This window comes from Agromyces allii, from assembly GCF_009749385.1.
GTDB lineage: Bacteria > Actinomycetota > Actinomycetes > Actinomycetales > Microbacteriaceae > Agromyces > Agromyces allii.
Genome location: NZ_WBIN01000016.1, coordinates 77,429 through 98,431 on the forward strand (window position 1 = coordinate 77,429; position 21,003 = coordinate 98,431).

A 21,003-nucleotide genomic window follows, 5' to 3' on the forward strand; every position below is an offset into this window, starting at 1 on the left:
GTCGTCTCGCGCCGTCGGTCGAGTAGCGAAGCGTATCGAGACCAGCGCCGAAGTGCGGGGTGGTCTCGATACGGCGCCGGGGCGCCTACTCGACCGGCGGAGGAGGCCCGCTAGTCGACGGGCGAGGCCACCCGTCGACCCGACGGCAGCAGCAGCCCGACGAGCGCCGAGGCCAGCAGCACCGCCGCGCCGACCGCCACCGCGGGTTGGGCGCCCACCGTGTAGAGGTCGGGCACGAGCTCCCCGCCCGCGCCGGTGAAGACGGCGGTCGAGACCGCGATGCCGAGTGCGACGCCGACCTCGCGGAGCATCGAGTTCGTGCCGCTCGCCTTGGCGTGGTCGACGGGTGCCATGGTCGCGAGCACGGCGGTCGCCGACGGGGCGAACACGAGGCCCATGCCGACGCCGGCCACGATGAACGGCACGACGTACGACGCGTACTCCACGCCCGGTTCGAGCAGGGTGGTCAGCCAGAACAGCGCCCCGCCGAGCAGCGCGAGTCCGGCGACGATGAGCGTGCGCGTGCCGACCCGGGGGGCGATGATGCCGGCGAGCGGCGCGACGACCATCGGGGCGAGGGTCCACGGCGAGGTCTGCAGCGCCGCCTCGAAGGGGCTCGCGCCCTGCACGACCTGCAGGAACTGGATCAGGATGAAGATCGACCCGAACGCGCCGAAGCTGAAGCCGAAGCCGACGATGTTGGCGACCGAGAAGCTCCGGTCGCGGAACAGTCGCAGTGGCAGCAGCGGCGCCGACGCGCGGGTCTCCCAGAACACGAAGGCGAGCAGCAGCACGCCGCCGCCGATCAGGCCGGCGAGCACCTCGGTGCTGTCCCAGCCCGCCTCGTTGCCGCGCACGATGCCGTAGACGAGGGCGAGCAGGCCGAGGCCCGAGAGCAGCAGACCCACGACGTCGGCGCGAAGCCGGGCGCCGAAGCTGTTCGGCAGCGCGAGCAGGGCGAGCACGACCGAGGCGACACCGACGGGCACGTTGATCCAGAAGATCGCCTGCCACGACCACCCCTCGATGACCGCGCCGCCGATGAGCGGACCGACCGCGACCCCGAGGCCGGCGACGCCGCCCCAGATGCCGATCGCGAGCGGACGCCGTGCGAGCGAGACGGACCCGGCGAGGAGCGTCAACGAGAGCGGCATGATCGCCGCGGCGCCGAATCCCTGGGCGGCACGCGCCGCGATGAGCTGGCCCGGGTCGCTTGCGAGGGCCGCGAGCGCGGAGCTCAGCGTGAAGACGACGATGCCGATGACGAACACCGTGCGGCGCCCGTAGCGGTCGCCGAGCGCCACCGCCATGAGGATCGTGCTCGCGAACGCGAGCGTGTACGCGTTCATGAACCACTGCAGCTCTTCGACGGATGCTCCGAAGTCGGCGTGCAGCACGGGCAGCGCGTTCGTCATGACGAGGTTGTCGAGCGTCGCCATGAACATCGGCAACGCGGAGGCCAGCAGCACGAGCCAGAGCGCGCGGGGACGACGACCGGATGCCGCGGAGTCGCCGCCCGGCCCGCGGCCGGCAGGGTCTCCCGCCGTGCCGCCCGGCCCGCGCGCGGCATCCGTCGTCTGGTCTTGGATGGTCGGTTCGGCCGTGGTGGACATGGCACGACTCCTTGGATTCGAGGTTGTTGTTATCGGATGATTACTTACGACTCTTGCACTGTAGTAATCGACTGATAACATGTCAAGCATGAGTCCCGAAGCCGCCGAAGTCCTCGAATCCGCCGCCCCGGCGGGCCGCATGAGCGCCACCGATCGACGCGAGCAGATCCTCGTCGCGGCGACCGCGGTGTTCGGCGCGAAGACCTACGTCGGCACGACGACCGACGAGGTCGCCCGAGCGGCCGGGGTCAGCCAGCCATACGTCGTGCGCCTGTTCGGCACGAAGCAGAAGCTCTACATCGAGGTCATCCAGCGCGCGTACGCCCACCTGCTCGACGCATTCGCGGCCGCACTGCCCGGCCCGGTCGACGAGCGCGCGTCACGACTCGGCGCGGCCTACACGGGCCTGCTCGCCGAACGCGGAATGCTGCCCGTCATCGCCGGATCCACGCAGATGGGCGGCGAGACCGAGATCGGGCAGGTCGCCCGCGAGGGCTTCAGCAGCCTGTGGCATTTCATCCGAGTCGACGCCGGCTTCTCGGCCGACGAGACCCGCGGCTTCTTCGCCACGGGCATGCTCATCAACGCCGTCGTCGGCCTCCGCCTCACCGACGACTACGGCACCGGCGTCAGCGCCACCGAGGTGCTCGACGAGTGCTTCCCCGACGCGCTCGAGAAGGTGCGCGCGTTCCTGCCGAAGGTGGGCGAGCCCTGGTGACGCGGGGCGCTCAGCGCAGCGCCCGGTAGAAGGCGCGCTCCTCGGGCGAGAGATGCTCGGTGGCGTACGACAGCATCGTGCGCGGCATCCGCGGGGCGTGCTCGTCGAGAAACTCGGTGAGCACGTCGCGATCGACCCGCTTGCCGGTCTCGCGCAGCATCCACCCGACGGCCTTGTGCATGAGGTCCTCGCGGTCGTCGAGCAGGTTCGGCGCGAGCCGCAGGATCGGTCCGGCGTCGCCCGCCTTGATGAACGCGAAGGTCGCGAGCACGGCCACGCGACGATCCCACAGCGAGCCGGATGCCGCGAGCTCGTCGAGCAGCGCCAGGCCGCCGCCTTGGCCGTCCGCCCGCAGGAACTCCCCGACCAGATACTCGGCCGACGAGTCGACGAGGTCCCAGTTGTTCACGTGCCCGGCGCGCACGGCGTCGAGATACGCCGCGTGGAGCTCGGCGCGCGCCGCGTCGTCGCGCGTGCGCGGCCTGCCCGCCACCTCGAACCGCCGCACCATCACGAAGAGCGCCGCGAGACGATGCTCGTGCACCGGGCTCTCGAGCAGGGCGGATGCCTCGGCGAGCGGCATCCGCTCGAAGCCTTTCACGATGGCCCGGGTCGCCGGCACGCGCACCCCGACGAAGACGTCGCCCTCGCCGTACTGGCCCGGGCCGGTCTTGAAGAACCGCTGCAGGAACTCCGCGTCGACCGGATCGCCGGCCGCGTCGAGCGCGGCGGCGAGCGCGCCGGCCGTCAGTGCGGGGTCCGACCGGGCCCGCGAGGCGGGGCTCGACGCGGCTGCGTTCGATGCGGCATCCGTCATGCTGCGGATGCTACCGCCGCGAACGCTCGAGCCGCCCGCGCACGCATGTTTCGCCGACCTGCGATCCGTTCGGCCGAACCGTGCCGCAACGCAGCAATCGTGCGCGGGTTCTCAATCAATCGCACACGAATGCCTCGTAGCCTTGAATGGCACGGCGATTCCCACCGCGCGTCCAGTGCCGATCGGCACGATTCCCGAGGAACGGAGGTTCATATGTCGACCACTGCTGCCGACGCCATCATCGGCGAACCCGAGGTCCTCGAAGACGCCGCCGGCCCCGCCGCGATCTCCGCCGCCGACCTCGCTCTCGCGTCCGGCGTCGAGACCGACCCGGCCTGGCTCGCGCTCAAGGCCGCGGCCACCGAGATCCAGTCGCTGCAGGTCAAGGACGGCTCGGTTCCCGAGGCATCCGACCATGCACGCGCCGGCGAGCTCGTCGACGCGATCGTCGCGTCGATCGACACGCTCGCACCCCGGTTCCCGCACGAGCGGGCCTACCTCGCGGCATCCGTCGTGGACTTCCGTCGCTGGCAGGCCGAGGGCTTCGGCGTGCCCGACTTCCTCGACTCGCTCGTGGCGTTCCAGCCCCAGCAGCACCGCATCGACGGCATCCGTCACCTCGTCGTGTTCCCGATGGTCACGCAGAACGGCTCGCCCGACCGCCACGTCGAGGCGCTCGTGGTCGAGACGATCTGGCCCGAGTTCATCGCGGCGCTCGAGGCCGGCGACTACGGCAACAAGCTCTTCGTGAGCCTCCGACTCGTCGACTTCACGCCCGGCTACGACACGAACTCGGCGGTGCTCTTCCCCGAGACCATGGCGATGCGCGAGATCCCGCCGTTCACGTGGGGCGCGATCTTCCAGGACCGCGAGGCGGCCCGCTATCGCCGGGTCGTGCGCGCGGCATCCGAGATCACGAAGCTCGACCTGCCCGCCGACGCGGCCGCGCTGCTCGACGACCAGGAGCTCGCCGAGCGCACGTTCGTGATGTGGGACATCATCCACGACCGCACGCACATGCGCGGCGACCTGCCGTTCGATCCGTTCATGATCAAGCAGCGCATGCCGTTCTTCCTGTACTCGCTCGAGGAGCTGCGCTGCGACCTCACCGCGTTCCGCGAGTCGGTCAAGATCCAGCGCACGCTCGACGCGCGTCTCGCAGCCGGCGAAGAGCTCACCGAGGTCGAGGAGCAGATGCGCTCGACCGGCAAGCTCGTGCAGTACGCCGTGATCTTCGACCGCATCTTCCGCTTCGCGATCACGGGCTCGCGCGTGCGCAACTACGACGGGCTCGGCGGCCAGCTGCTGTTCGCGTGGCTGCACCGCAAGCACGTGCTCGACTGGACCGACGTGAAGCTCACCTTCGACTGGGATGCCGTGCCCGACGCGGTCGTCGAGCTGGGCGACGCGATCGACGAGCTCTACTGGAAGTCGATCGACCGTCCGAAGACCGTGCACTGGCTCGCCGCCTACGACCTCGTCACGAGCGTCGTCACGCCGAACCCGGCGTCGGCGTGGGCCGAGGGCCTGCCGCGCGAGGTGCTCGCCGGCCCGCCCAAGGGGTACACCGACCTCGTGATGGACGACGAGTTCCCGCTGTCGATGTTCTTCGAGGCGCTCGACAAGAAGATGAAGCCCGTCATCGAGTCGACGGTCGGCATCACGGGCGCCACGGCCTGACGGTCGACCCGCAGATCAGGACGACGTACGCTGCTCAGGACCGATCGAAGCGTTCCGGCCTGAGCAGCGTGCGTTCGCCTGAACTCCCGACGCTCGAAGAGGAGCCGACATGACCGACCAACTCACCGGCGTCGATGGCCGCACCATCCTGATCGCGGGGGCCACGAGCGCCTCCGGCCGGGTGCTCGCGCGGGCCCTGCTCGACGCGGGCGCACGGGTGATCGCGGTCGGCAGCGACCAGGCGCGCATCGACGCCCTCGAAACCGAGATCCCCGGCGTCGTCGGCGAGCGCGCCGACCTCACCGACGGCGACGACGTGCTCGAGCTCGCGATGCGCGTGCACGCGGGCGTCGGCGACGTCGACGGCGTGATCCACCTCGTCGGCGGATGGCGCGGCGGCGGCGGCATCCCGGGCCAGACCGAAGAGGACTACCGCGTGCTCGAGCGCTCCTTCACGGCGCTCCGCTACGTGAGCCGCGCCTTCTGGGAGGACCTCCTCGCGTCGACCGCGGGCCGCATCGCGATGGTCTCGTCGACGACGGTCGCGGCGCCGACCGCGGGCGGCGCCAACTACACGGCCGTCAAGGCGGCGAGCGAGTCCTGGATGCGATCGCTCGCGCAGGGCATCTCGAAGGCGGAGGCTCCGGCCGCGGCCGTGACCTTCCGCGTGCAGTCGCTCGCGGGGCTCGAGGGGCGGCTCGCGACCTCCGTCATCGAGCTCTGGAACACGGATGCCGCGGCCGCGCGCGAACTCAACGGAGCCGTGGTCGAGCTCGCCGAGTAGGCGAGCCCGCTCGCGACACCCGCCACTCGGCCGCACCCGAACGGCGGGCGGCTAGCTCGCGCCGGCCTGGCCGGTCCGGCCGGTCTGGCCGGGAGCCCGATCGTGCGGCTGATCGCGCGGCGCATCGAGCAACGGGTCGAGCAGCTCCGCGAGCGCGACCTCGACCTCGGCGGGCGCGAGCCCCCCATCGGCGCGGAGGATGCGCCACGTCGTGGCATCGCAGACGGCGACCACCTGCGCCAGGCGGCGCGCTCGCAGGGACCCCTCGACCGGAAGCCGGTCGGCGAAGACCCGACGGCACCAGTCGACGTGGTAGACCCGGCCGCGGACCGCAAGCTCGGGGAGCCCAGGCACGAGCGAGGCCTCGGCGTACATCTTGAGGATCAGCGCCCCGTACCGCTCGTAGTGCCGCACGAGTTCCGCCAGCACGACGTCCGGCTGGGGGCTCGCGACGAGCTCGCGAGCTTCGACGATGCGCCCGAGCTCGCGCTCGACGACCGCGACCATGAGCCCGGACTTTCCACCGAACCGGCGGATGACGGTCTGCACGGTGACCTGCGCGTCGGCCGCCACGTCGTCGAGGCGGATGTGCTCGTACGGCGAGTCGGCGAAGCGGGCGAGCATCGCGTCGAGGATGCGCTCGCCGGTCCGCCCCGCGGACTCGGCGCGAGCCGACATCCGGTACGCGCGCGTCGGCTCGCCCGATGCGCTCGGAGATGCCGCTCGACTTTTCATGTGCCTCAGGTTAACATCATATTCATGTCAGTCTCACTTACATCAAATGAGGAACTCCTCGTCGCCCCGACTCGCCTGGGCGACCTCTCCGTGCGGGCGGTCGGGCCCGCCGACGGCCGCCCCACCGTGCTCTGGTCGTCGATGTTCGTCGACAGCCACACCTGGGATCGCATGCTGCCGATCCTGCTCCGCGAGGCCCCCGACCGCCGGTACCTGCTGATCGACCCGCCCGGACTCGGGCGCAGCGAGCCGCTGCACCGTCGGAGCACGATCGTCGAGGCGGCCTCCGCCGCACGCGACGCGCTCCACTCGCTCGCCGTCCCGGAGCCCGTCGATTGGGTGGGCAACGCCTTCGGCGGTCACGTCGGCTACGAACTCGCAGCGCAGCCGCGCGTGCTTCGATCGTTCGTCGCGATCAGCGCCCCGGTCGAGCCGATCGCACCCGCGCTTCGCCGACGGATCCAGGTGCTGAAGCCGCTGCTGCGGGCCTTCGGCGCCGTCGGCCCGGTGCGCTCGGCCGTGATCGAGGCGATGCTGACGGATGCCTCGGCCGCCGACCCGGCGATCCGCGGCGTCGTGATCGAGAGCCTCACGAGACCGCCCCGGGCCAGCATGGCCCTGGCCCTCCGCTCGTTCATCCTCGACCGGGTCGACGTGACGTCGATCCTGCCCCGCATCGGCACGCCGAGCCTCTACCTCGCGAGCGACGATCGCGGCGACTGGTCCCCCGACGACGCAGAACGCGCCGCCTCGCTCACCCCGAGGGCGCGGGCGCACACGATCTCCGGCGCCCGCACGCTGGTGCCGCTCGAGCAGCCCGAGGCGGTCGCTCGCGAGCTGCTCGAATTCTGGAGCGGGCTCGCAGCGGACGACGGCCGTCCCTAGTTCGTCGAGCCCGTGAGCTCGGCGGCCAGGCCCCAGCAGCCCGCGTCCTGCCAGCGGTAGTCGGCGCCGGTTCCGGCCGCTCCGTCGAGGGCGAGCTCCCACGCGGCGCGCTCCTCCTCGGTGAGGTCGACGGGCATCGCGGCGAAGGCGCCCGACGGGTTCGACCACCACTCCCAGTACAGGTACTCCTGGCCGGCCTCGGCCATGCAGTCCCGCACGATCTGCTGGTGCGCGAGCCAGTCCCGCTGCTCCTCGGCGGTCGGCATCCAGTCGTCGGCCGGCTCCTCGGCCGGCTGCTCGACGGGCTGTTCGACCGGTTGCCCGACCGCAGGCTCCTGCGGAATCGGCTCGACCTCGACCGTGTCGGCCGGCGCGGACCCGGCCGAGTCCGTCGCGGGGCCCGGAGTCTCGACCGCCCGGGCCGGGCCGGCCGAGGGCGACGGCGTCGACGTGTGCGCGACGGCCTCGGGCGCCTCCGCGGAGCCCGCCACGTCTGCCGCGCCCGCGGCGCATCCGCTCAGCAGCACGACGGCCAGCAGCCCGATCGCGAGTCCGCTCGTGCGCATCATGACGCCTCCCCCTCCGTGCCGGGAGGGCGGCGCGGTCGACTCAGGCTAGTGACGTTCACCCCGCCTCGGAAGAGGGACAGCCCTGATGCGGCCCGACCGCGACGGTCGCGATCGATCGGATCGGACCTCAGTCGAACGTGCGATAGCCGCTCGAACCGAGCCCGGTGGCCCAGCACCCGCCCCCGGCGTTCGTGTCGCTCGTGTCGCCGAACGCCGCGAGGTTCCACTCGGCGTTCGCCGAGTCGCTCAGCCCGGTCGGGCGCGCCGGCGAGCCGTCGGTCGAGTCGTAGGCGGGGTTCCAGTACTCCCAGTAGCGGTACTCGAGACCGAGCTCGGCCATGCACGAACGCACGGCGGCCTGGAACCCGAGCCAGTTCTCGCGCTCGGTCGGCACCTCGGGCCCCGGCGGTGCCGGGACGGGCGCGCTCAGCGGCGTGCCGGCCGCCTCGGCGGCCTCTGCGGCGGTCATGGCCTGCGCGCGGCATCCGTCGTCTGCGGTCGACGACCCTCGAAGCGCATTCGACCAGGCGAGCGCCTCGTCGGCCGTGAGGTCGGCCGGCTGCGGGCTGCCGCCGAGCCACCACTGCCAGTCGAGGTACTCGAAGCCCGCGTCGGCCATGCACGTGCGCACGACGGCTTCGCGACCGAGCCAGGCCGACTTCTCGTCGTCGCTCACGAACGCGGGGTCGCCGGGCACGAGGTACGGGTTGTAATCGGGCGACATGGGATCGCTCGGGTCGAGGGGGGCGTCGGGCGGGCCCGGCGCATCGTCGTCGGGGTTCGGCGTCGGCTCTGGTGCGGCGTCGGGAGTCGGCGCGGGCACGGGCGCGGGCGCGGGCGTCTGCACCGGCGCCCGGCCGGGATCCTCGCCGCCCTCGCCGCTCGCACCGCCGCCGATCTGCCGCACACCGGAGGCGTCGGTGCCGATGTCCCCCTCCGAGGCGCGGTCGGGGCCGAGCACCTTCGCGAGGAGCACGGCAGGTGACGCGTCGTCGCCTCCGGCCGCGTGCACGCCGGCCGTCGCACCCAGTGCGCACAGCGCCAGCACACCCGCCGCGCCGAAGCCGATCGTGCGGGCGCTGAGGCCACGGGCCGAGTTCGTGCGGGCTCCCTGCCGCCCCGCACCTCTCGGGGTGCGGGTCGTCGGCGCCTGTCGGCGGCGGGAGATTCCACGACGCAGTGACATCACTCAAGGGTATCAACACCCCCCATTCGGGGTACAACCTCTCTCAGGGCATGCTCAGGGCATGTCTCTCCCGCGCGGATCCGCCCCAGGGCGCTACGCTCGCGGCATGGTGCGCACCCTGGTGAATCTGGCGATCTTCCTCGCGACGGCAGCGATCGCGCTGCTCCTCGCCTCCCTGCTCATTCCGGGCTTCCACGTGCATCCCGGCGGTTTCGTCGTCGCGATCATCGTGTTCGCCATCGCGCAGGTGTTCGTCGAATGGCTCGTGCAGAGCCTCTTCCACAAGTCCGCGCCCACCGTCGCGGGCATCGCCGGCCTGCTCTCGACCTTCCTCGCCCTGCTCATCACCTCGCTCTTCAGCGGCGTGAGCTTCGACGGCATCGGCGCCTGGATCCTCGCGACCGTCGTCGTCTGGGTCGTCACGGCGGTCCTCGGTTGGGTCGCCGCGAAGTTCATCACGCCGCGCTTCGACCGCCCCGCCAAGCGCTGACCACCCCGCCGAGCGCTGACCACCGGCACCGGTCGCTGATCGCGCCGACTGCTGGTCGCGCCGGTCCCTGATCGCCGAGCGGATGCCGCCGCTCAAGTTCCAGGCGAGGCGCCCGGCCCGTCGGGCGCGGCGTCCGTCGCGGCGTCCGTCGCCGCGGGCTCCCCCGGCTCCGCCGCCTCGCCGGTGACCGTCGCGACATCCGCCGCCTCGCCGCTGCGCCGGCTGAGCCAGACGAACGGCACCGCGATCGCCTGCACGAGCCCGCTCAGGGCGAGCGAGAACGGGTAGCCCCAGACATCCGCCGACCGCCCGAGCACGGGCTGGATCGCCGCAGCGCCCGTGCTGCCGATGAGCGAGTCGAACGAGAGCACCGTGGCCCGCTGGCTCGACGGGATCATGTCGTTCAGGTACGCCTGGCGCACCGGGCCGGCCGCGGCGTCGATGAGCGCCCACAGCACGAGCAGCGCGAGGGCGACCCAGAAGCTGCGGTTCACGCCGAGCACGACGAGGATGCCCGCGCTCACCCCGACCGCGAGCATCACCGACGTCGTCCGCTTGCGGAACCGACGGCGCAGCCACGGCGCCACCAGCCCGCCGATGATCTGCGAGCCGGCGACGATGCCCGCCGCGAGCCCCGCGATCGAGTACGCGCCCTCGTCGCCCCAGAGCTCGAGCAGGTACGGCTGCAACGCGTAGAAGACGTAGAAGCCGACGCCCGTGGTGAACGCCGACGCGAGCATCATGTAGCGCACGCCCGGCCTGCCGAGCCCGTACTTCACGGATGCCACGAGCACGTGCTTCGTCGCCGTGATCGGGTGTCCCCGATCCACCGGGGTGAACCCCAGGTCGCGCATCAGCAGCGCCGCGACCGCGAACATGAGCACCAGCACGCCCGCGCGCATGAGGAACGGCACCCCGAGATCCGTCGCCTGCGCGACGACGCCGCCGAGCGTCGAGCCGCCGAGCATGGCGACGCCCGCCACCGAGACCCCGCGCCCGAACACCTGCTCGAGGCTGCCCGTGTAGCCCGTCGCGGTGAGCGCATCGACGAGCCACGCCTCGACGGCACCCGAGAAGAACGTGAACCCGAGCCCGAGCAGCACCGACACGAGCGCCCAGGCCCAGAACGGCGAGTGCCACACCCACAGCAGGTAGTACAGCACCGTCGTCACGGCCAGCGTCACCGTGCCCAGCAGGTAGGACACCCGGCGGCCGAGCGTGTCGGCGACCACGCCCGTCGGCACCTCGAACACGACCATGCCGATCGAGAAGAACGAGTTCGCGGCGAACGCCTCGAGGTTCGTCAGCCCCGCGTCGAGCAGGAACAGCGTGTTGATGCCCCAGATGAAGGAGGCCGCGAGCGTGTTGCCGATGAGCAGCGTGAAGTAGACGGCCTGCACGCGGCCCGGCGTGGAGGTCGGCGCCGACGGCGTCGCTGCCGTCGGCGAGCTCATGGCGCGATCCGGCTCACCCGCCCATCCTCCGCCTGCGAGGCGCGCGCCGCCACCCGTCGCCGGTCACTCGAAACCGAGCACGGTTCGGTCACCCGAATGCCGCGGGGTAGCATGCTGCAACCCCCACGCCCGTGGCATCCGGCGTACCCACGCCGCCGCGCGGCATCCGCTCGACCCGAAAGCACCCCCATGCGCAAGCGCACCGTCGCGCTCATCATCGTCTCGGCCGTCGTCCTCGCCCTCGCCGGCGGGGTCTACTGGGCCGGACGCGACCTCTTCCACGAGCCCTCCGCGAAGGGCGTCGAGTCCGTCGTCGGCGAGGTCGGCGGCACCCGCGTGCTCGGCGTCTTCGCCCACCCCGACGACGAGCAGACCGTGAACGGCCTGTTCTACCGGGCCAAGCACCGCGACGGCGCGTACACCGCCATGATCACGGCGACGCGCGGCGAGGCCGGCGAGCAGGGGCCCGTGGTCGGGCGACAGGAGGACCTCGGCGACATCCGCAAGGCCGAGGCCCTGAAGAACAGCTTCAACCTCGGCGTCGACGAGCACGAGGTCTGGGACTACCCCGACGGGGGCGTTCCCGAGGTCGACGAGGACGAGCTGGTCGACCGCGTCGCCGACACGATGCGCCGCGTGAAGCCCGACGTCGTCGTCACGTTCTGGCCCGCGAGCGGCGCCACCGGCCACAAGGACCACATGCAGATGGGACACGTGACCGAGCTCGCGATCGCCCAGCTCGAGGAGGCCGGCGGCTCGTACACCGGCCCCGACCAGATCGTCTACACGATCAGCCCGACCAAGGCGCTCGTCGCGTTCGGCGGCAAGGTCGGCGCCTTCGTCGTCGCCAACCAGCCCGAGCCGAACTACGCCATGCCGGCCGAGGTCGGCACGAAGTTCGAGGGCTGGCAGATCCACGCCTCGCAGCGCGACTTCATGCCCGAGTCGTACATCCTGCCCACGTGGGCGATCTACTCCCTCTGGGACCACGAGTTCTACCGCACGCGCGACCTCGCGGCCGACCCGCTGGGCTGAGCCGCCCGGCTGGGCAGCCCGGCTGGGCCGCCCGGCTGGGCGGTCGAGGCCCGGGCGTGCCCATGTGTCGTCCGGGCTTGCTCGCAGGTCACCGCAGAACCAGACTGATCCACACGCCGGATGCCCCGGCGGAACGTTCGAGGAACGAGACGACGATGCCGACGATCACGAGCTCCGACGGCATCCGCCTGAACTACGTCGAATCGGGCGACCCCGAAGGCCGGCCCGTGGTGCTCATCGCCGGATTCAAGGCCGCCGCGACGAGCTGGCACTACCAGGTGAAGGCGCTCGAGCGGGCGGGGTACCGGGTCATCGCGTTCGACCGCCGCGGCCACGGACTCTCGCAGGCGGGCAGCGCCGAAGCCGGCCACACCATGGAACGGCACGGCGCCGACATCGGGGAGCTCGTCGACGGGCTCGAACTCGTCGAGGCGACGCTCGTCGGGCAGTCGCTCGGCGGCAACGCGATCTGGGCGCTGCTCGGCTCGACCGGCTCGCGCCGCGTCCGCGACGTCGTGATCGTCGACCAGACGCCCAAGATGCTGAACTCCGACGACTGGCCGCACGGCTTCTACGACTACGACGAGGCGAACGCCGACACCCTGTTCGCGACCGGCATCCCCGATCCGGGCCGGTTCCCGCTGAAGACGAAGGGCCTCGTGCGCATCGCCCGCGTGCTGCGCGCGATGGAGCTCCCGAAGGGCGGCAAGCCGACGTTCAGCGAGGCCGAGCTCGCGCTGCTGAACGACCACGCGAGACGCGACTGGCGGCCCGCGATCGCCGCAGCCACGGTGCCCGCGTTCTTCGTCGCCGGCGCCGAGAGCGAGTTCTGGCCCTCGGCGCACGCCGCGGCATCCGCAGATCTGAACCCGCTCGCGAGTTCGACCGTGATCGAGCACGACGGGCACGCGGCGAACATCGAGCAGCCCGCGCGCTTCAACGACGAACTGCTGGCCTTCCTCGCGCGCTGACCCGCACACGCCTCGGCGCACGGCTCAGCCCGACGGGCGGCTCAGCCCGGGAACGCCTTGCCCGGGTTGAGCGTGCCCCTCGGGTCGAGCGCCTGCTTGATCGAGGCGTGCATCGCGATCACCCGATCGCCGAGCTCGGCGCGCGCACCGGGCAGCTTCAGCAGTCCGACGCCGTGCTCGCCCGTGACGGTGCCGCCGAGCGCGCGGCACTCGTCGACGATGCGGTCGAACGCGAGCTTCGCCCTGGCCTTCGCCGCGTCGTCGCCCTCGGGCGCGATGATGAGCGGATGCAGGTTGCCGTCGCCCGCGTGCGCGATGTTCGCGATCACGACGTCGTACTCCGCCGCCGCGGACTGGATGCGCGCGAGCATCTCTGGCACGGCGCCGCGCGGCACGCAGACGTCTTCGGTGAGCACGGGTCCGAGCCGCTCGAGCGCCGGATACGCGAGCCGACGTGCCACGAACAGCCGGTCGACCTCGTCGGCGTCGACGGCCTGCTCGACCGAGAGCGCGCCCGCCCCGGTCATGAGTTCGGCGACGGATGCCGCGTTCCGCTCGCCGAGCGCACCGACCTCGTCGACCTTGGCGAGCAGCAGCGTGTCGACCCCGTGCGGGAGCCCGAGCGACTGCCACGCGTCGACGGCCTCGATGCACGTGCGGTCGAGGATCTCGAGCGCCGACGGCACGATGCCCGAGGCGCTGATCGCCGCCACCGCGTCGCCCGCGGCGACGAGCGACCCGAAGGCGCCGACGATCGCGCGCTCCTCGCGGCCCGCGAGCGGCAGGAGCTTCACCGTGACCTGCGTGATGACGCCGAGCGTGCCCTCCGACCCCACCATGAGCGCGGTCAGGTCGTAGCCCGTGACGCCCTTCGCCGTGCGCCGGCCGAGGTCGACGATCTCGCCGTCGGCCAGGACGACGCGCAGCCCGAGCACGTAGTCGCGCGTCACGCCGTACTTCACGCAGCAGATGCCGCCCGCGTTCGTGGCCGCGTTGCCGCCGATCGTCGAGATGCGGTAGCTGGCCGGATCGGGCGGATACCAGAGCCCCTGCTCGGCCACCGCCTGCCGCAGGGTGTCGTTGATGACGCCCGCCTCGGCGACCGCGAACCGCTCGGCAGCATCGATCTCGACGATGCGGGTCATGCGCTCGAGCGAGAGCACGATGCCGTCGGCCACGGCGTTGGCTCCGCCCGAGAGTCCCGTGCCCGCACCGCGCGGAACGACGCGGACTCCGGATGCCGCGGCCAGGCGCACGACGGCGACCACGTCCTCCTCGTGCTCGGCGAGCACCACGGCGAGCGGGAGCTCGAACGGCGCCCACTCGGCGTCGTCGTGCGCGTACGAGGCGAGCGCCGCGGCATCCGTCACCACCTGGTCGGCGCGCAGCAGCCGCTGCAGTTCCGCGACGACCGCCCCTCGGTCGACGACCTGGCGACCATCGACGGATGCGGCCTGGTTCCCGGATGCGGCGTCGCTCATGCGTGCGAGCCTAACCGCGCACGCCGGGAGTCCGGATGCCGCCCGTTCAGAACCTTCGCGCGAACGGCAGCGGCTTGCGCATGCGCACGAGCAGCAGGATCGGCACCAGCACGTAGGGCAGGTTGAACGCGAGGAACTTGACCGGGTTGGGCGTGACCCATTCGGGCTCGCCCAAGAACTCGACGCCGAACACGATGATGCCCGTGATGGTCGAGATCATCGTGGCGTAGATGACGCTCGGCAGCTGGATCCAGTTCCACCCGCGGATCAGCGAGATCACCAGCACGATGTAGAACGGCATGTACACGAACGCCGACAGGCCGGTCACGATGCGCATCCACGTGGGCGGCTCCATGAAGAGCGGGTCGGTGTCGTGCGCGTACCACCAGTTCGAGTTCACGAAGAAGTTCGACGACGGCTGCGAGAAGTCGACCCCGATCGACGGCAGCAGGTCGCTGATCAGGCTCGTGATCGTGAACAACGAGAACATCACGATGAAGAACCAGTCGAACCGGCGCTCTCGGAGGCCCAGGTTCGGCGGCCGGCACGGATCGACGGTCGTGTCGACGGATGCCGCGGCCGCCGCCCCTGCCTCGGTGGCGGCTTCGGGCGGGGTCGCGGCGGTCATGGGCCATGAGCGTACTGGCTCGGCCGCGGTGTGCGCGAGCGTCGCGATGAACTCCGCCGCACGACGGATCCGGTCGCCGCGTCCGCTCGCTAGCGTTGACGCATGACCGACACCGCCGCACCGCCCGTCATCGACGGCGTCGAGTGGGTGCGCCCGCGCCCCGGCCGTCGTTCCCTCCGCAACGACGTCGTGCTCGCGCTCGTGCTCGCCGCGGGCACCGGGGCGAGCGTGATGCTCTACCGCACGACCGGCCTCGGAGAGAACGCCCCCTGGTGGGGATCCGCGATCTGGGTCGCCGCCATGACCCTGCCGCTCGCCGTGCGGCGCCGTTGGCCCGAGATCGTGGCGGTCGTGGCATCCGTCGCCTTCGTGGTGGGATCGGTCACCGAAGTCCTGGAGCTGCTGTTCTCGAACATCGCGCTGTTCATCGCGATCTACTCGGTCGGCGCGTGGAGTCGCAGCCGACGCGTCGCGCTCATCGTGCGCAGCCTGATCGTCGTCGCGATGTTCGGCTGGCTCTTCTGGGGCCTCATCTACTACTCGGCGATGCAGGACTACCTGCCGGAGCTGCCGCGCGAGGGCCTGCTCTCGCCGTACGTCGCGTTCGGACTCATCAACGTGCTCACGAACCTGCTCTACTTCGGCGGCGCCTGGTACTTCGGCGATGCCGCCTACCGGTCCGCGCGTGCACGTGCCGAACTCGAGCAGCGCACCGCCGAACTGGCGGCCGAGCGCGAGCGCACCCGCGTGCAGGCGGTCGCGCTCGAGCGACTGCGCATCGCGCGCGAGCTGCACGACGTCGTCGCGCACCACGTCTCGGTCATCGGCGTGCAGGCCGGTGCCGCCCGGCGGGTGCTCGCGAAGGATCCGGATGCCGCGGCCGCCTCGCTCTCGGCCATCGAGTCCAGCGCACGCGACGCCGTCGACGAGCTGCACGGACTGCTGGGCACCCTTCGCGGCGAGGGCGACACCGGCGCGGTCGAGCTCGACGCGATCACGGCGGCGTCGAAGCGCCCTTCCGGCGACGGCCCGGCGACCACGAGCACCTCGACGCGATGCATCGAGCGCATCGAGGAGCTCGTCGCCGAGAGCGCATCCGGTGGGCTGCCGGTGAGCCTGTCGGTGGTCGGCGAGGTCCGCCCGGTCTCGGCCGTCGTCGACCTCAGCGCCTACCGCATCACCCAGGAGGCCCTGACGAACGTGCGCAAGCACGCGGGGTCGGCGGCGACCGCCGAGGTGCGGGTGCGCTGGGATTCCGACGCCGTCGAGGTCGAGGTGACGAACACGGGCGCCGCGACGCGGGTCGCGTCCTCGCCCATGGCGCCGAGAGCGTCCTCCACCTCGGCCACGGCTGCCGCGTCGACCGCGTCGACCGGGGTACGTCCGCCGTCGGGCCAGACCGGGGGACTCGGGCAGCTCGGCATGCGCGAGCGGGCGAGCGCCGCCGGCGGAACCGTCGAGATGGGCCCGCGGGCGCGGGGCGGGTACCTCGTGCGCGCACGCTTCCCGCTGCGTCGCGAGGGGGTCGCCTCGTGAGCATCCACGTGCTCGTCGTCGACGACCAGAGCCTCGTCCGCGCCGGCTTCCGCACGATCCTCGACTCCGAAGACGGCATCGAGGTCGTCGGCGAGGCGTCCGACGGCGCGGCCGCGATCGCGCAGGTCGCAGCTCTCGAGCCCGACGTCGTCTGCATGGACGTGCAGATGCCCGGCATGGACGGCCTCGAGGCCACCCGCCGCATCACGGCCGACGCGACCACGACCGCCGCGGTGCTCGTGCTCACCACGTTCAACCGCGAGGACTACCTCTTCGAGGCCCTCGAGGCCGGCGCCAGCGGGTTCCTCCTGAAGAACTCGAGCCCCGAACAGCTCATCGAGGCCGTGCAGGTCGTCGCCCGCGGCGACGCGCTGCTCTCGCCAGACGTCACACGCCGGGTCATCGAGGCCGTCGCGAGCCGCGGCGGGCGGATGCCGGGTGCAGGCGCCGTGGCCGCCACGGCCGCCGCCGTGACCTCCGCGTCCGAGAGCGGTGCGAGCGCATCGTCGAAGGCCGCGGCGCCCGATTCCGAACGGCCAGAACTCGCCACCCTCACGGATCGCGAGCGCGAGGTGCTCGAATTCCTCGCCGAGGGCATCTCGAACGCCGAGATCGCCCAGCGCATGTGGGTCGGCGAGGCCACGGTGAAGACGCACGTGTCGAAGGTGCTCATGAAGCTCGGGCTCCGCGACCGCGTGCACGCGGTCGTCTACGCCTACGAGCACGGGGTCGTGCGCCCCGGAAGCTGACGCCCGAGCCAACGGCCTCGGTCGGTCGACCGGTCAGCCGGTCGGCCGTTCGAACGTCTGGCGCACGGCGCTACGCTCGACGCCATGGCCGAGACCACCGAGGCGTACTCCCGCCGAGCCGCCGAGTACATCGACCGGCTCGGTTCCATGAGCGCCGTGCACCCCTCGGATCGCCAGCTCATCGACAACTGGATCGAGCTCGTCGACGGCCCGGTGCTCGACGCGGGCTGCGGACCGGGGCACTGGACGGACTACCTCGCGGGCCGCGGACTCGACGCCCGTGGCATCGACCTCGTTCCCGGCTTCCTCGAGCACGCCCGCGCGACCCACCCCGGAGTCCGGTTCGACATCGGGAGCATCGACCGGATCGAGCAGGCGGACGACTCGCTCGGCGGCGTGCTCTCGTGGTTCTCGACGATCCACCACCACCCGTCGCGCATCGCCGTGCCGATCGGCGAGTTCGCCAGGGTGCTCCGTCCGGGCGGTGTGCTCGTGCTGGGCTTCTTCGAGGGCCCCGTACTCGAGGAGTTCGACCACGCGGTGACACCCGCCTGGCGATGGCCGGCACCCGAACTGCAGCGCGTCCTCGAGGAGCGCGGCTTCGAGATCATCGAGACCCACCTGCGCACCGGCCAGGGTCATCGCCCGCTGGGCGCGATCCTCTGTCGGCTGGCACCCGCCGCGTAGGCGCACCCGACGGACCTCGGCCCGGCGCACCTCACGCACCTCGGCACACGTGCCGTTCGAGCTCTCGACGCCTCACGTCTCGCAGCCCCTTGACGCCGGGGTACCCGCGGCCTACATTTAAGCACTTCATTAATTAAGGAGTCACTTACATTGAGTGATGCGCACGACGAGCTCAGCATCGTGTTCCAGGCGCTGGCCGACCCGACGCGACGCGAGATCCTCTCGCGGCTCCGCGAGGGGCCGACGACCGTCGGAGACCTGGCCGAGCCGTTCGCGATCAGCCGCCCCGCGATCTCGCAGCACCTGAAGGTGCTCGAACGGGCCGGCCTCATCGAGCGCACCGCGAACGCCCAGTGGCGCACCTGCACCCTCCGCACCGAACCGCTCGACGAGGCATCCGCCTGGGTCGACCGGCACCGTAGCGAATGGAACGAGCGCTTCGACCTGCTGAGCGAACGACTCCGAGCATTGAAAGGACAGACGGATGCCTGAGCAGACCGCCACCGGATCGAAGCAGTTCACCATCACCCGCGTCTTCGACGCCCCGCGCGAGGTCGTCTGGAACGCGTGGACCGACCCCGACGAAGCCGCCGTCTGGTGGCACCCGCGCGGCATCGAGACCCCACGCGAATCGGTCGAGATCGACGCGCGCATCGGCGGGAGCTACCGCTACACGATGATCGCGCCCGACGGCAGCACGTACCCGACGGCCGGCGTCTACCGCGAGATCACCCCGCCCTCGCGGCTCGTGTTCACGTGGGGCTCGCCGGGCGACCCCGTCGACCTCGCGCCCGTGATCAGCATCGATCTCGCCGAGCACGGCGACGCGGGCCAGCAGACCCTCATGACCTTCCACGTGCAGGGCATCGACGGCGTGCCGGGCGATCGGAACGTCTACGACGGGTGGGACTCGGCCTTCGACCTGCTCGTCGAGCGCCTCGATTCAGGGGGCCGCTGATGGGCCGCCTCATCGTCGAGCAGGTCGTCACGGCCGACGGGTACGCGGCGGACCCCGACGGCGGCATCGCCTTCTTCGAAGCGCTCGTGCGCCCGAACGCCGACGGCGAAGTCGACTTCAACGACGCCGAACAGCTCGCCTACGTCGAACAGGCCGACGCGATCCTCTTCGGCGCCACGACCTATCGCATGTTCGCCGACTACTGGCCCGGGGTCGACCCCGAGGTCGAGCAGGTCTCGGAGCTCATCGACCGCCTGCCGAAGTTCGTGGTGTCGAACACGCTGCCCGCGGCCCCATGGGGCGACGGCGAGATCGAGATCCTCCGCGGCGACGGCGTCGACGCGGCCTCCGACCTGAGACAGCGCTTCGCCACGGTGCTCGTCTGGGGAAGCCTCACCCTGACCGATGCGCTCCTCGGCGCCGGACTCGTCGACGAGCTCCACCTGCGCGTCGTGCCCGTGCTGCTCGGAGGAGGGCGGTCGTTCGCACCGGCGCGCATCGACGAACGCGCCCTCGAGTTCCGGCACGTCGACGCGCGGCCCGGCGGGGTCGTGAACCTGACCTACGCGTTGCGCTGAGGCGCGTCGGCGTCGGCGTCCGCTCCGGCATCGGGTTCGGGTTCGGCGGTCTCCGACGCCGCGCCGCCCTGGTACTCCGCCGACAGCAGCCGGTAGGCGCGCGTCGCGAAGGCGGCGAGCGCGAGCACGACCATCGCGAGCCCGGAGACCAGGAACACGAGCGCGATGCCCCTGGCCTCGCCGTCGCCGAGCAGCCAGCCCCACGCCTCCTGACCGGCATCCGTTCTCATGTAGGGGATGATGACGAACTCGGCGATGGGTGCGATCAGGAACGCCGTGATCGGCGCGGCCGCCGACTCGATCGCCGCCGCGAAGCCGAACACGCGCCCCTGCCGCGTGAACGGCACGACCTTCTGGATCACGGTCTGCTCGGCCGCCTCGACGGCCGGAATGAGCGTCATGTAGAGCCAGATGCCGACGCCGTAGAGCACCCACCACTCGCGGATCGTGAACAGTGCACCGAGCAGGCCCATGGCGACGACGAGCAGCAGCATCGTGCGGATCGGGTTCTTGCCGAGCCCGAACTTCGCGATCACGAGACCGCCGATGACGAACCCCGTCGCCGAGACGCCGAGCACGATGCCCCAGACCTCGACCGGGAAGAGCGTGAGGCCGTACGGGTCCATGAGCGCCATGTAGACGCCGCCGATGAGGTTGTTGAACGTCGAGAAGATGATGAGGGCGAACAGCCCGGGCGCCGCCCGCACCGCGGCGATGCTGCCCTTGAGGTCGATGGTCGAGGCGCGTTCGCCCTCGGCCGGCACGGGCTGCGCCTCGGGAACCCTGAGGAACATCAGGTGCACGAGTGCGACGAGCGTCAGCGCGATCGCGATGACGAGGGTCCAGCCCATGCCGAGCAGGCCGATCGCGAGGCCGCTGAACACGCTCGTGACGATGAACGCGAGGCCCTGCACGGTGCCGACGAGACCGTTGGCGTTCGCGTGCCGCTCGACCGGCACGAGCAGCGTGACCGTGGTCGAGAGGGCGATGTTGCGCATGTGCTCGACGACCGCGCCGAGCAGGATGATGCCCGAGAACGCCCAGAACCACGGGCCGCCGAGGTCGAGCAGCGCCGACTCGGGCTGCAGCAGGTAGAGCACCCCGGCGATGACGAACGCCCCGAGCGTCACGAAGCTCGAGAAGATCATGACCTGGAGCTTGCGGTGCCGGTCGACGATCGAGCCGAAGAGCATCGCGAAGAACGCGATGAGCAACATGTAGGCACCGCCGATGATGCCCGTCGCGAGCACCGAGCGGGTCTCGAGGTAGACCCAGAACGTGAGCGCGAACCAGAGGAAGCTCGTGGTGACGTTGGCGATCGCGGTGTTCACGAGCACCTGCAGGAACGTGCGCATGCCGTTCGGCGGCGGCACCACCTCCGGCTGCGTCTTGTCCTGCTCCGCCTCGTTCACCTTGCGAGGCTAACCAGCACCGCCGACATCCGGAACC

At 71.3% G+C, this 21,003-nt stretch carries 22 protein-coding genes; 13 read left to right on the forward strand and 9 right to left on the reverse strand.

The window, feature by feature from the left end; genetic code table 11:
* Window positions 1-110: 110 nt before the first annotated feature.
* Complete coding sequence (locus GQR16_RS18040; RefSeq protein ID WP_157416553.1) at window positions 111-1,613, reverse strand: MFS transporter; 1,503 nt, start codon at window positions 1,611-1,613, stop codon at window positions 111-113.
* 88 nt (window positions 1,614-1,701) lie between these two features.
* Here GQR16_RS18040 and GQR16_RS18045 point away from each other — a divergent pair, with 88 nt between their 5' ends.
* Window positions 1,702-2,331 carry a TetR/AcrR family transcriptional regulator gene (locus GQR16_RS18045; protein WP_170298561.1) on the forward strand — a complete coding sequence of 210 codons (630 nt, stop codon included), beginning with the start codon at window positions 1,702-1,704 and terminating at the stop codon, window positions 2,329-2,331.
* Window positions 2,332-2,341: 10 nt separating this feature from the next.
* Here the strand turns inward: GQR16_RS18045 and GQR16_RS18050 are convergent, their stop codons facing one another.
* A complete protein-coding gene (locus GQR16_RS18050) occupies window positions 2,342-3,148 on the reverse strand; it encodes a DNA alkylation repair protein (RefSeq protein WP_157416555.1) in 807 nt (268 codons plus the stop codon).
* Window positions 3,149-3,361: 213 nt separating this feature from the next.
* On the opposite strand from GQR16_RS18050, the gene GQR16_RS18055 reads away from it, so the two are divergent.
* Together GQR16_RS18055 and GQR16_RS18060 are read left to right on the forward strand one after the other, a co-directional pair.
* Window positions 3,362-4,828 (forward strand): DUF6421 family protein, encoded by a 1,467-nt coding sequence (locus tag GQR16_RS18055; RefSeq protein WP_157416556.1) that lies wholly within the window; start codon window positions 3,362-3,364, stop codon window positions 4,826-4,828.
* Window positions 4,829-4,937: 109 nt separating this feature from the next.
* A complete protein-coding gene (locus GQR16_RS18060) occupies window positions 4,938-5,612 on the forward strand; it encodes an SDR family NAD(P)-dependent oxidoreductase (RefSeq protein ID WP_157416557.1) in 675 nt (224 codons plus the stop codon).
* A 51-nt stretch (window positions 5,613-5,663) separates the two neighbouring features.
* Here GQR16_RS18060 and GQR16_RS18065 read toward each other — a convergent pair whose 3' ends face one another.
* Window positions 5,664-6,347: a TetR/AcrR family transcriptional regulator gene (locus tag GQR16_RS18065; protein ID WP_157416558.1), complete on the reverse strand. Its 684-nt coding sequence runs from the start codon at window positions 6,345-6,347 to the stop codon at window positions 5,664-5,666.
* A gap of 24 nt (window positions 6,348-6,371) precedes the next feature.
* Between GQR16_RS18065 and GQR16_RS18070 the strand changes: the two genes are divergently transcribed.
* Window positions 6,372-7,232, forward strand: a complete 861-nt coding sequence (locus GQR16_RS18070; RefSeq protein ID WP_157416559.1) for an alpha/beta fold hydrolase — start codon at window positions 6,372-6,374, stop codon at window positions 7,230-7,232.
* Here GQR16_RS18070 and GQR16_RS18075 read toward each other — a convergent pair.
* Window positions 7,229-7,801, reverse strand: coding sequence for a hypothetical protein (locus tag GQR16_RS18075; RefSeq protein WP_157416560.1), 573 nt, complete (start codon window positions 7,799-7,801; stop codon window positions 7,229-7,231). The genes GQR16_RS18070 and GQR16_RS18075 overlap by 4 nt on opposite strands.
* Window positions 7,802-7,928: 127 nt before the next feature.
* Window positions 7,929-8,987 carry a hypothetical protein gene (locus GQR16_RS18080; RefSeq protein ID WP_170298562.1) on the reverse strand — a complete coding sequence of 353 codons (1,059 nt, stop codon included), beginning with the start codon at window positions 8,985-8,987 and terminating at the stop codon, window positions 7,929-7,931.
* A gap of 106 nt (window positions 8,988-9,093) precedes the next feature.
* Here GQR16_RS18080 and GQR16_RS19680 point away from each other — a divergent pair, with 106 nt between their 5' ends.
* On the forward strand, window positions 9,094-9,477 hold the full coding sequence (locus tag GQR16_RS19680) for a phage holin family protein (protein WP_170298563.1): 384 nt from the start codon (window positions 9,094-9,096) through the stop codon (window positions 9,475-9,477).
* A gap of 92 nt (window positions 9,478-9,569) precedes the next feature.
* Here GQR16_RS19680 and GQR16_RS18090 read toward each other — a convergent pair whose 3' ends face one another.
* Window positions 9,570-10,931, reverse strand: a complete 1,362-nt coding sequence (locus tag GQR16_RS18090; RefSeq protein WP_157416563.1) for an MFS transporter — start codon at window positions 10,929-10,931, stop codon at window positions 9,570-9,572.
* Window positions 10,932-11,120: 189 nt separating this feature from the next.
* Between GQR16_RS18090 and GQR16_RS18095 the strand changes: the two genes are divergently transcribed.
* Window positions 11,121-11,966: a PIG-L deacetylase family protein gene (locus GQR16_RS18095; protein WP_170298564.1), complete on the forward strand. Its 846-nt coding sequence runs from the start codon at window positions 11,121-11,123 to the stop codon at window positions 11,964-11,966.
* A 155-nt stretch (window positions 11,967-12,121) separates the two neighbouring features.
* Window positions 12,122-12,937: an alpha/beta fold hydrolase gene (locus tag GQR16_RS18100; RefSeq protein ID WP_157416565.1), complete on the forward strand. Its 816-nt coding sequence runs from the start codon at window positions 12,122-12,124 to the stop codon at window positions 12,935-12,937.
* A gap of 41 nt (window positions 12,938-12,978) precedes the next feature.
* Here GQR16_RS18100 and GQR16_RS18105 read toward each other — a convergent pair whose 3' ends face one another.
* Window positions 12,979-14,418, reverse strand: a complete 1,440-nt coding sequence (locus GQR16_RS18105; protein WP_157416566.1) for an FAD-binding oxidoreductase — start codon at window positions 14,416-14,418, stop codon at window positions 12,979-12,981.
* A gap of 46 nt (window positions 14,419-14,464) precedes the next feature.
* Window positions 14,465-15,046 carry an EXPERA domain-containing protein gene (locus GQR16_RS18110; RefSeq protein ID WP_157416567.1) on the reverse strand — a complete coding sequence of 194 codons (582 nt, stop codon included), beginning with the start codon at window positions 15,044-15,046 and terminating at the stop codon, window positions 14,465-14,467.
* Between the two features lie 102 nt (window positions 15,047-15,148).
* Between GQR16_RS18110 and GQR16_RS19795 the strand changes: the two genes are divergently transcribed.
* The 6 genes from GQR16_RS19795 (at window position 15,149) to GQR16_RS18140 (ending at window position 19,554) form a co-directional block, all read left to right on the forward strand.
* Window positions 15,149-16,582: a sensor histidine kinase gene (locus tag GQR16_RS19795; protein WP_157416568.1), complete on the forward strand. Its 1,434-nt coding sequence runs from the start codon at window positions 15,149-15,151 to the stop codon at window positions 16,580-16,582.
* Window positions 16,579-17,331, forward strand: a complete 753-nt coding sequence (locus GQR16_RS19800) for a response regulator (RefSeq protein ID WP_157416569.1) — start codon at window positions 16,579-16,581, stop codon at window positions 17,329-17,331. Before GQR16_RS19795 ends, GQR16_RS19800 begins: the two co-directional genes overlap by 4 nt.
* A gap of 84 nt (window positions 17,332-17,415) precedes the next feature.
* Window positions 17,416-18,018, forward strand: coding sequence for a class I SAM-dependent methyltransferase (locus tag GQR16_RS18125; RefSeq protein ID WP_157416570.1), 603 nt, complete (start codon window positions 17,416-17,418; stop codon window positions 18,016-18,018).
* Between the two features lie 150 nt (window positions 18,019-18,168).
* On the forward strand, window positions 18,169-18,510 hold the full coding sequence (locus GQR16_RS18130) for an ArsR/SmtB family transcription factor (RefSeq protein WP_157416571.1): 342 nt from the start codon (window positions 18,169-18,171) through the stop codon (window positions 18,508-18,510).
* Window positions 18,503-18,976, forward strand: coding sequence for an SRPBCC family protein (locus tag GQR16_RS18135; protein ID WP_157416572.1), 474 nt, complete (start codon window positions 18,503-18,505; stop codon window positions 18,974-18,976). The genes GQR16_RS18130 and GQR16_RS18135 overlap by 8 nt, the downstream gene beginning before the upstream one ends.
* Window positions 18,976-19,554 carry a dihydrofolate reductase family protein gene (locus GQR16_RS18140; protein WP_157416573.1) on the forward strand — a complete coding sequence of 193 codons (579 nt, stop codon included), beginning with the start codon at window positions 18,976-18,978 and terminating at the stop codon, window positions 19,552-19,554. The genes GQR16_RS18135 and GQR16_RS18140 overlap by 1 nt, the downstream gene beginning before the upstream one ends.
* On the opposite strand, the gene GQR16_RS18145 is transcribed toward GQR16_RS18140, so the two are convergent.
* Window positions 19,539-20,909 carry an MFS transporter gene (locus GQR16_RS18145; RefSeq protein ID WP_157416588.1) on the reverse strand — a complete coding sequence of 457 codons (1,371 nt, stop codon included), beginning with the start codon at window positions 20,907-20,909 and terminating at the stop codon, window positions 19,539-19,541. The genes GQR16_RS18140 and GQR16_RS18145 overlap by 16 nt on opposite strands.
* Window positions 20,910-21,003: the final 94 nt, after the last annotated feature.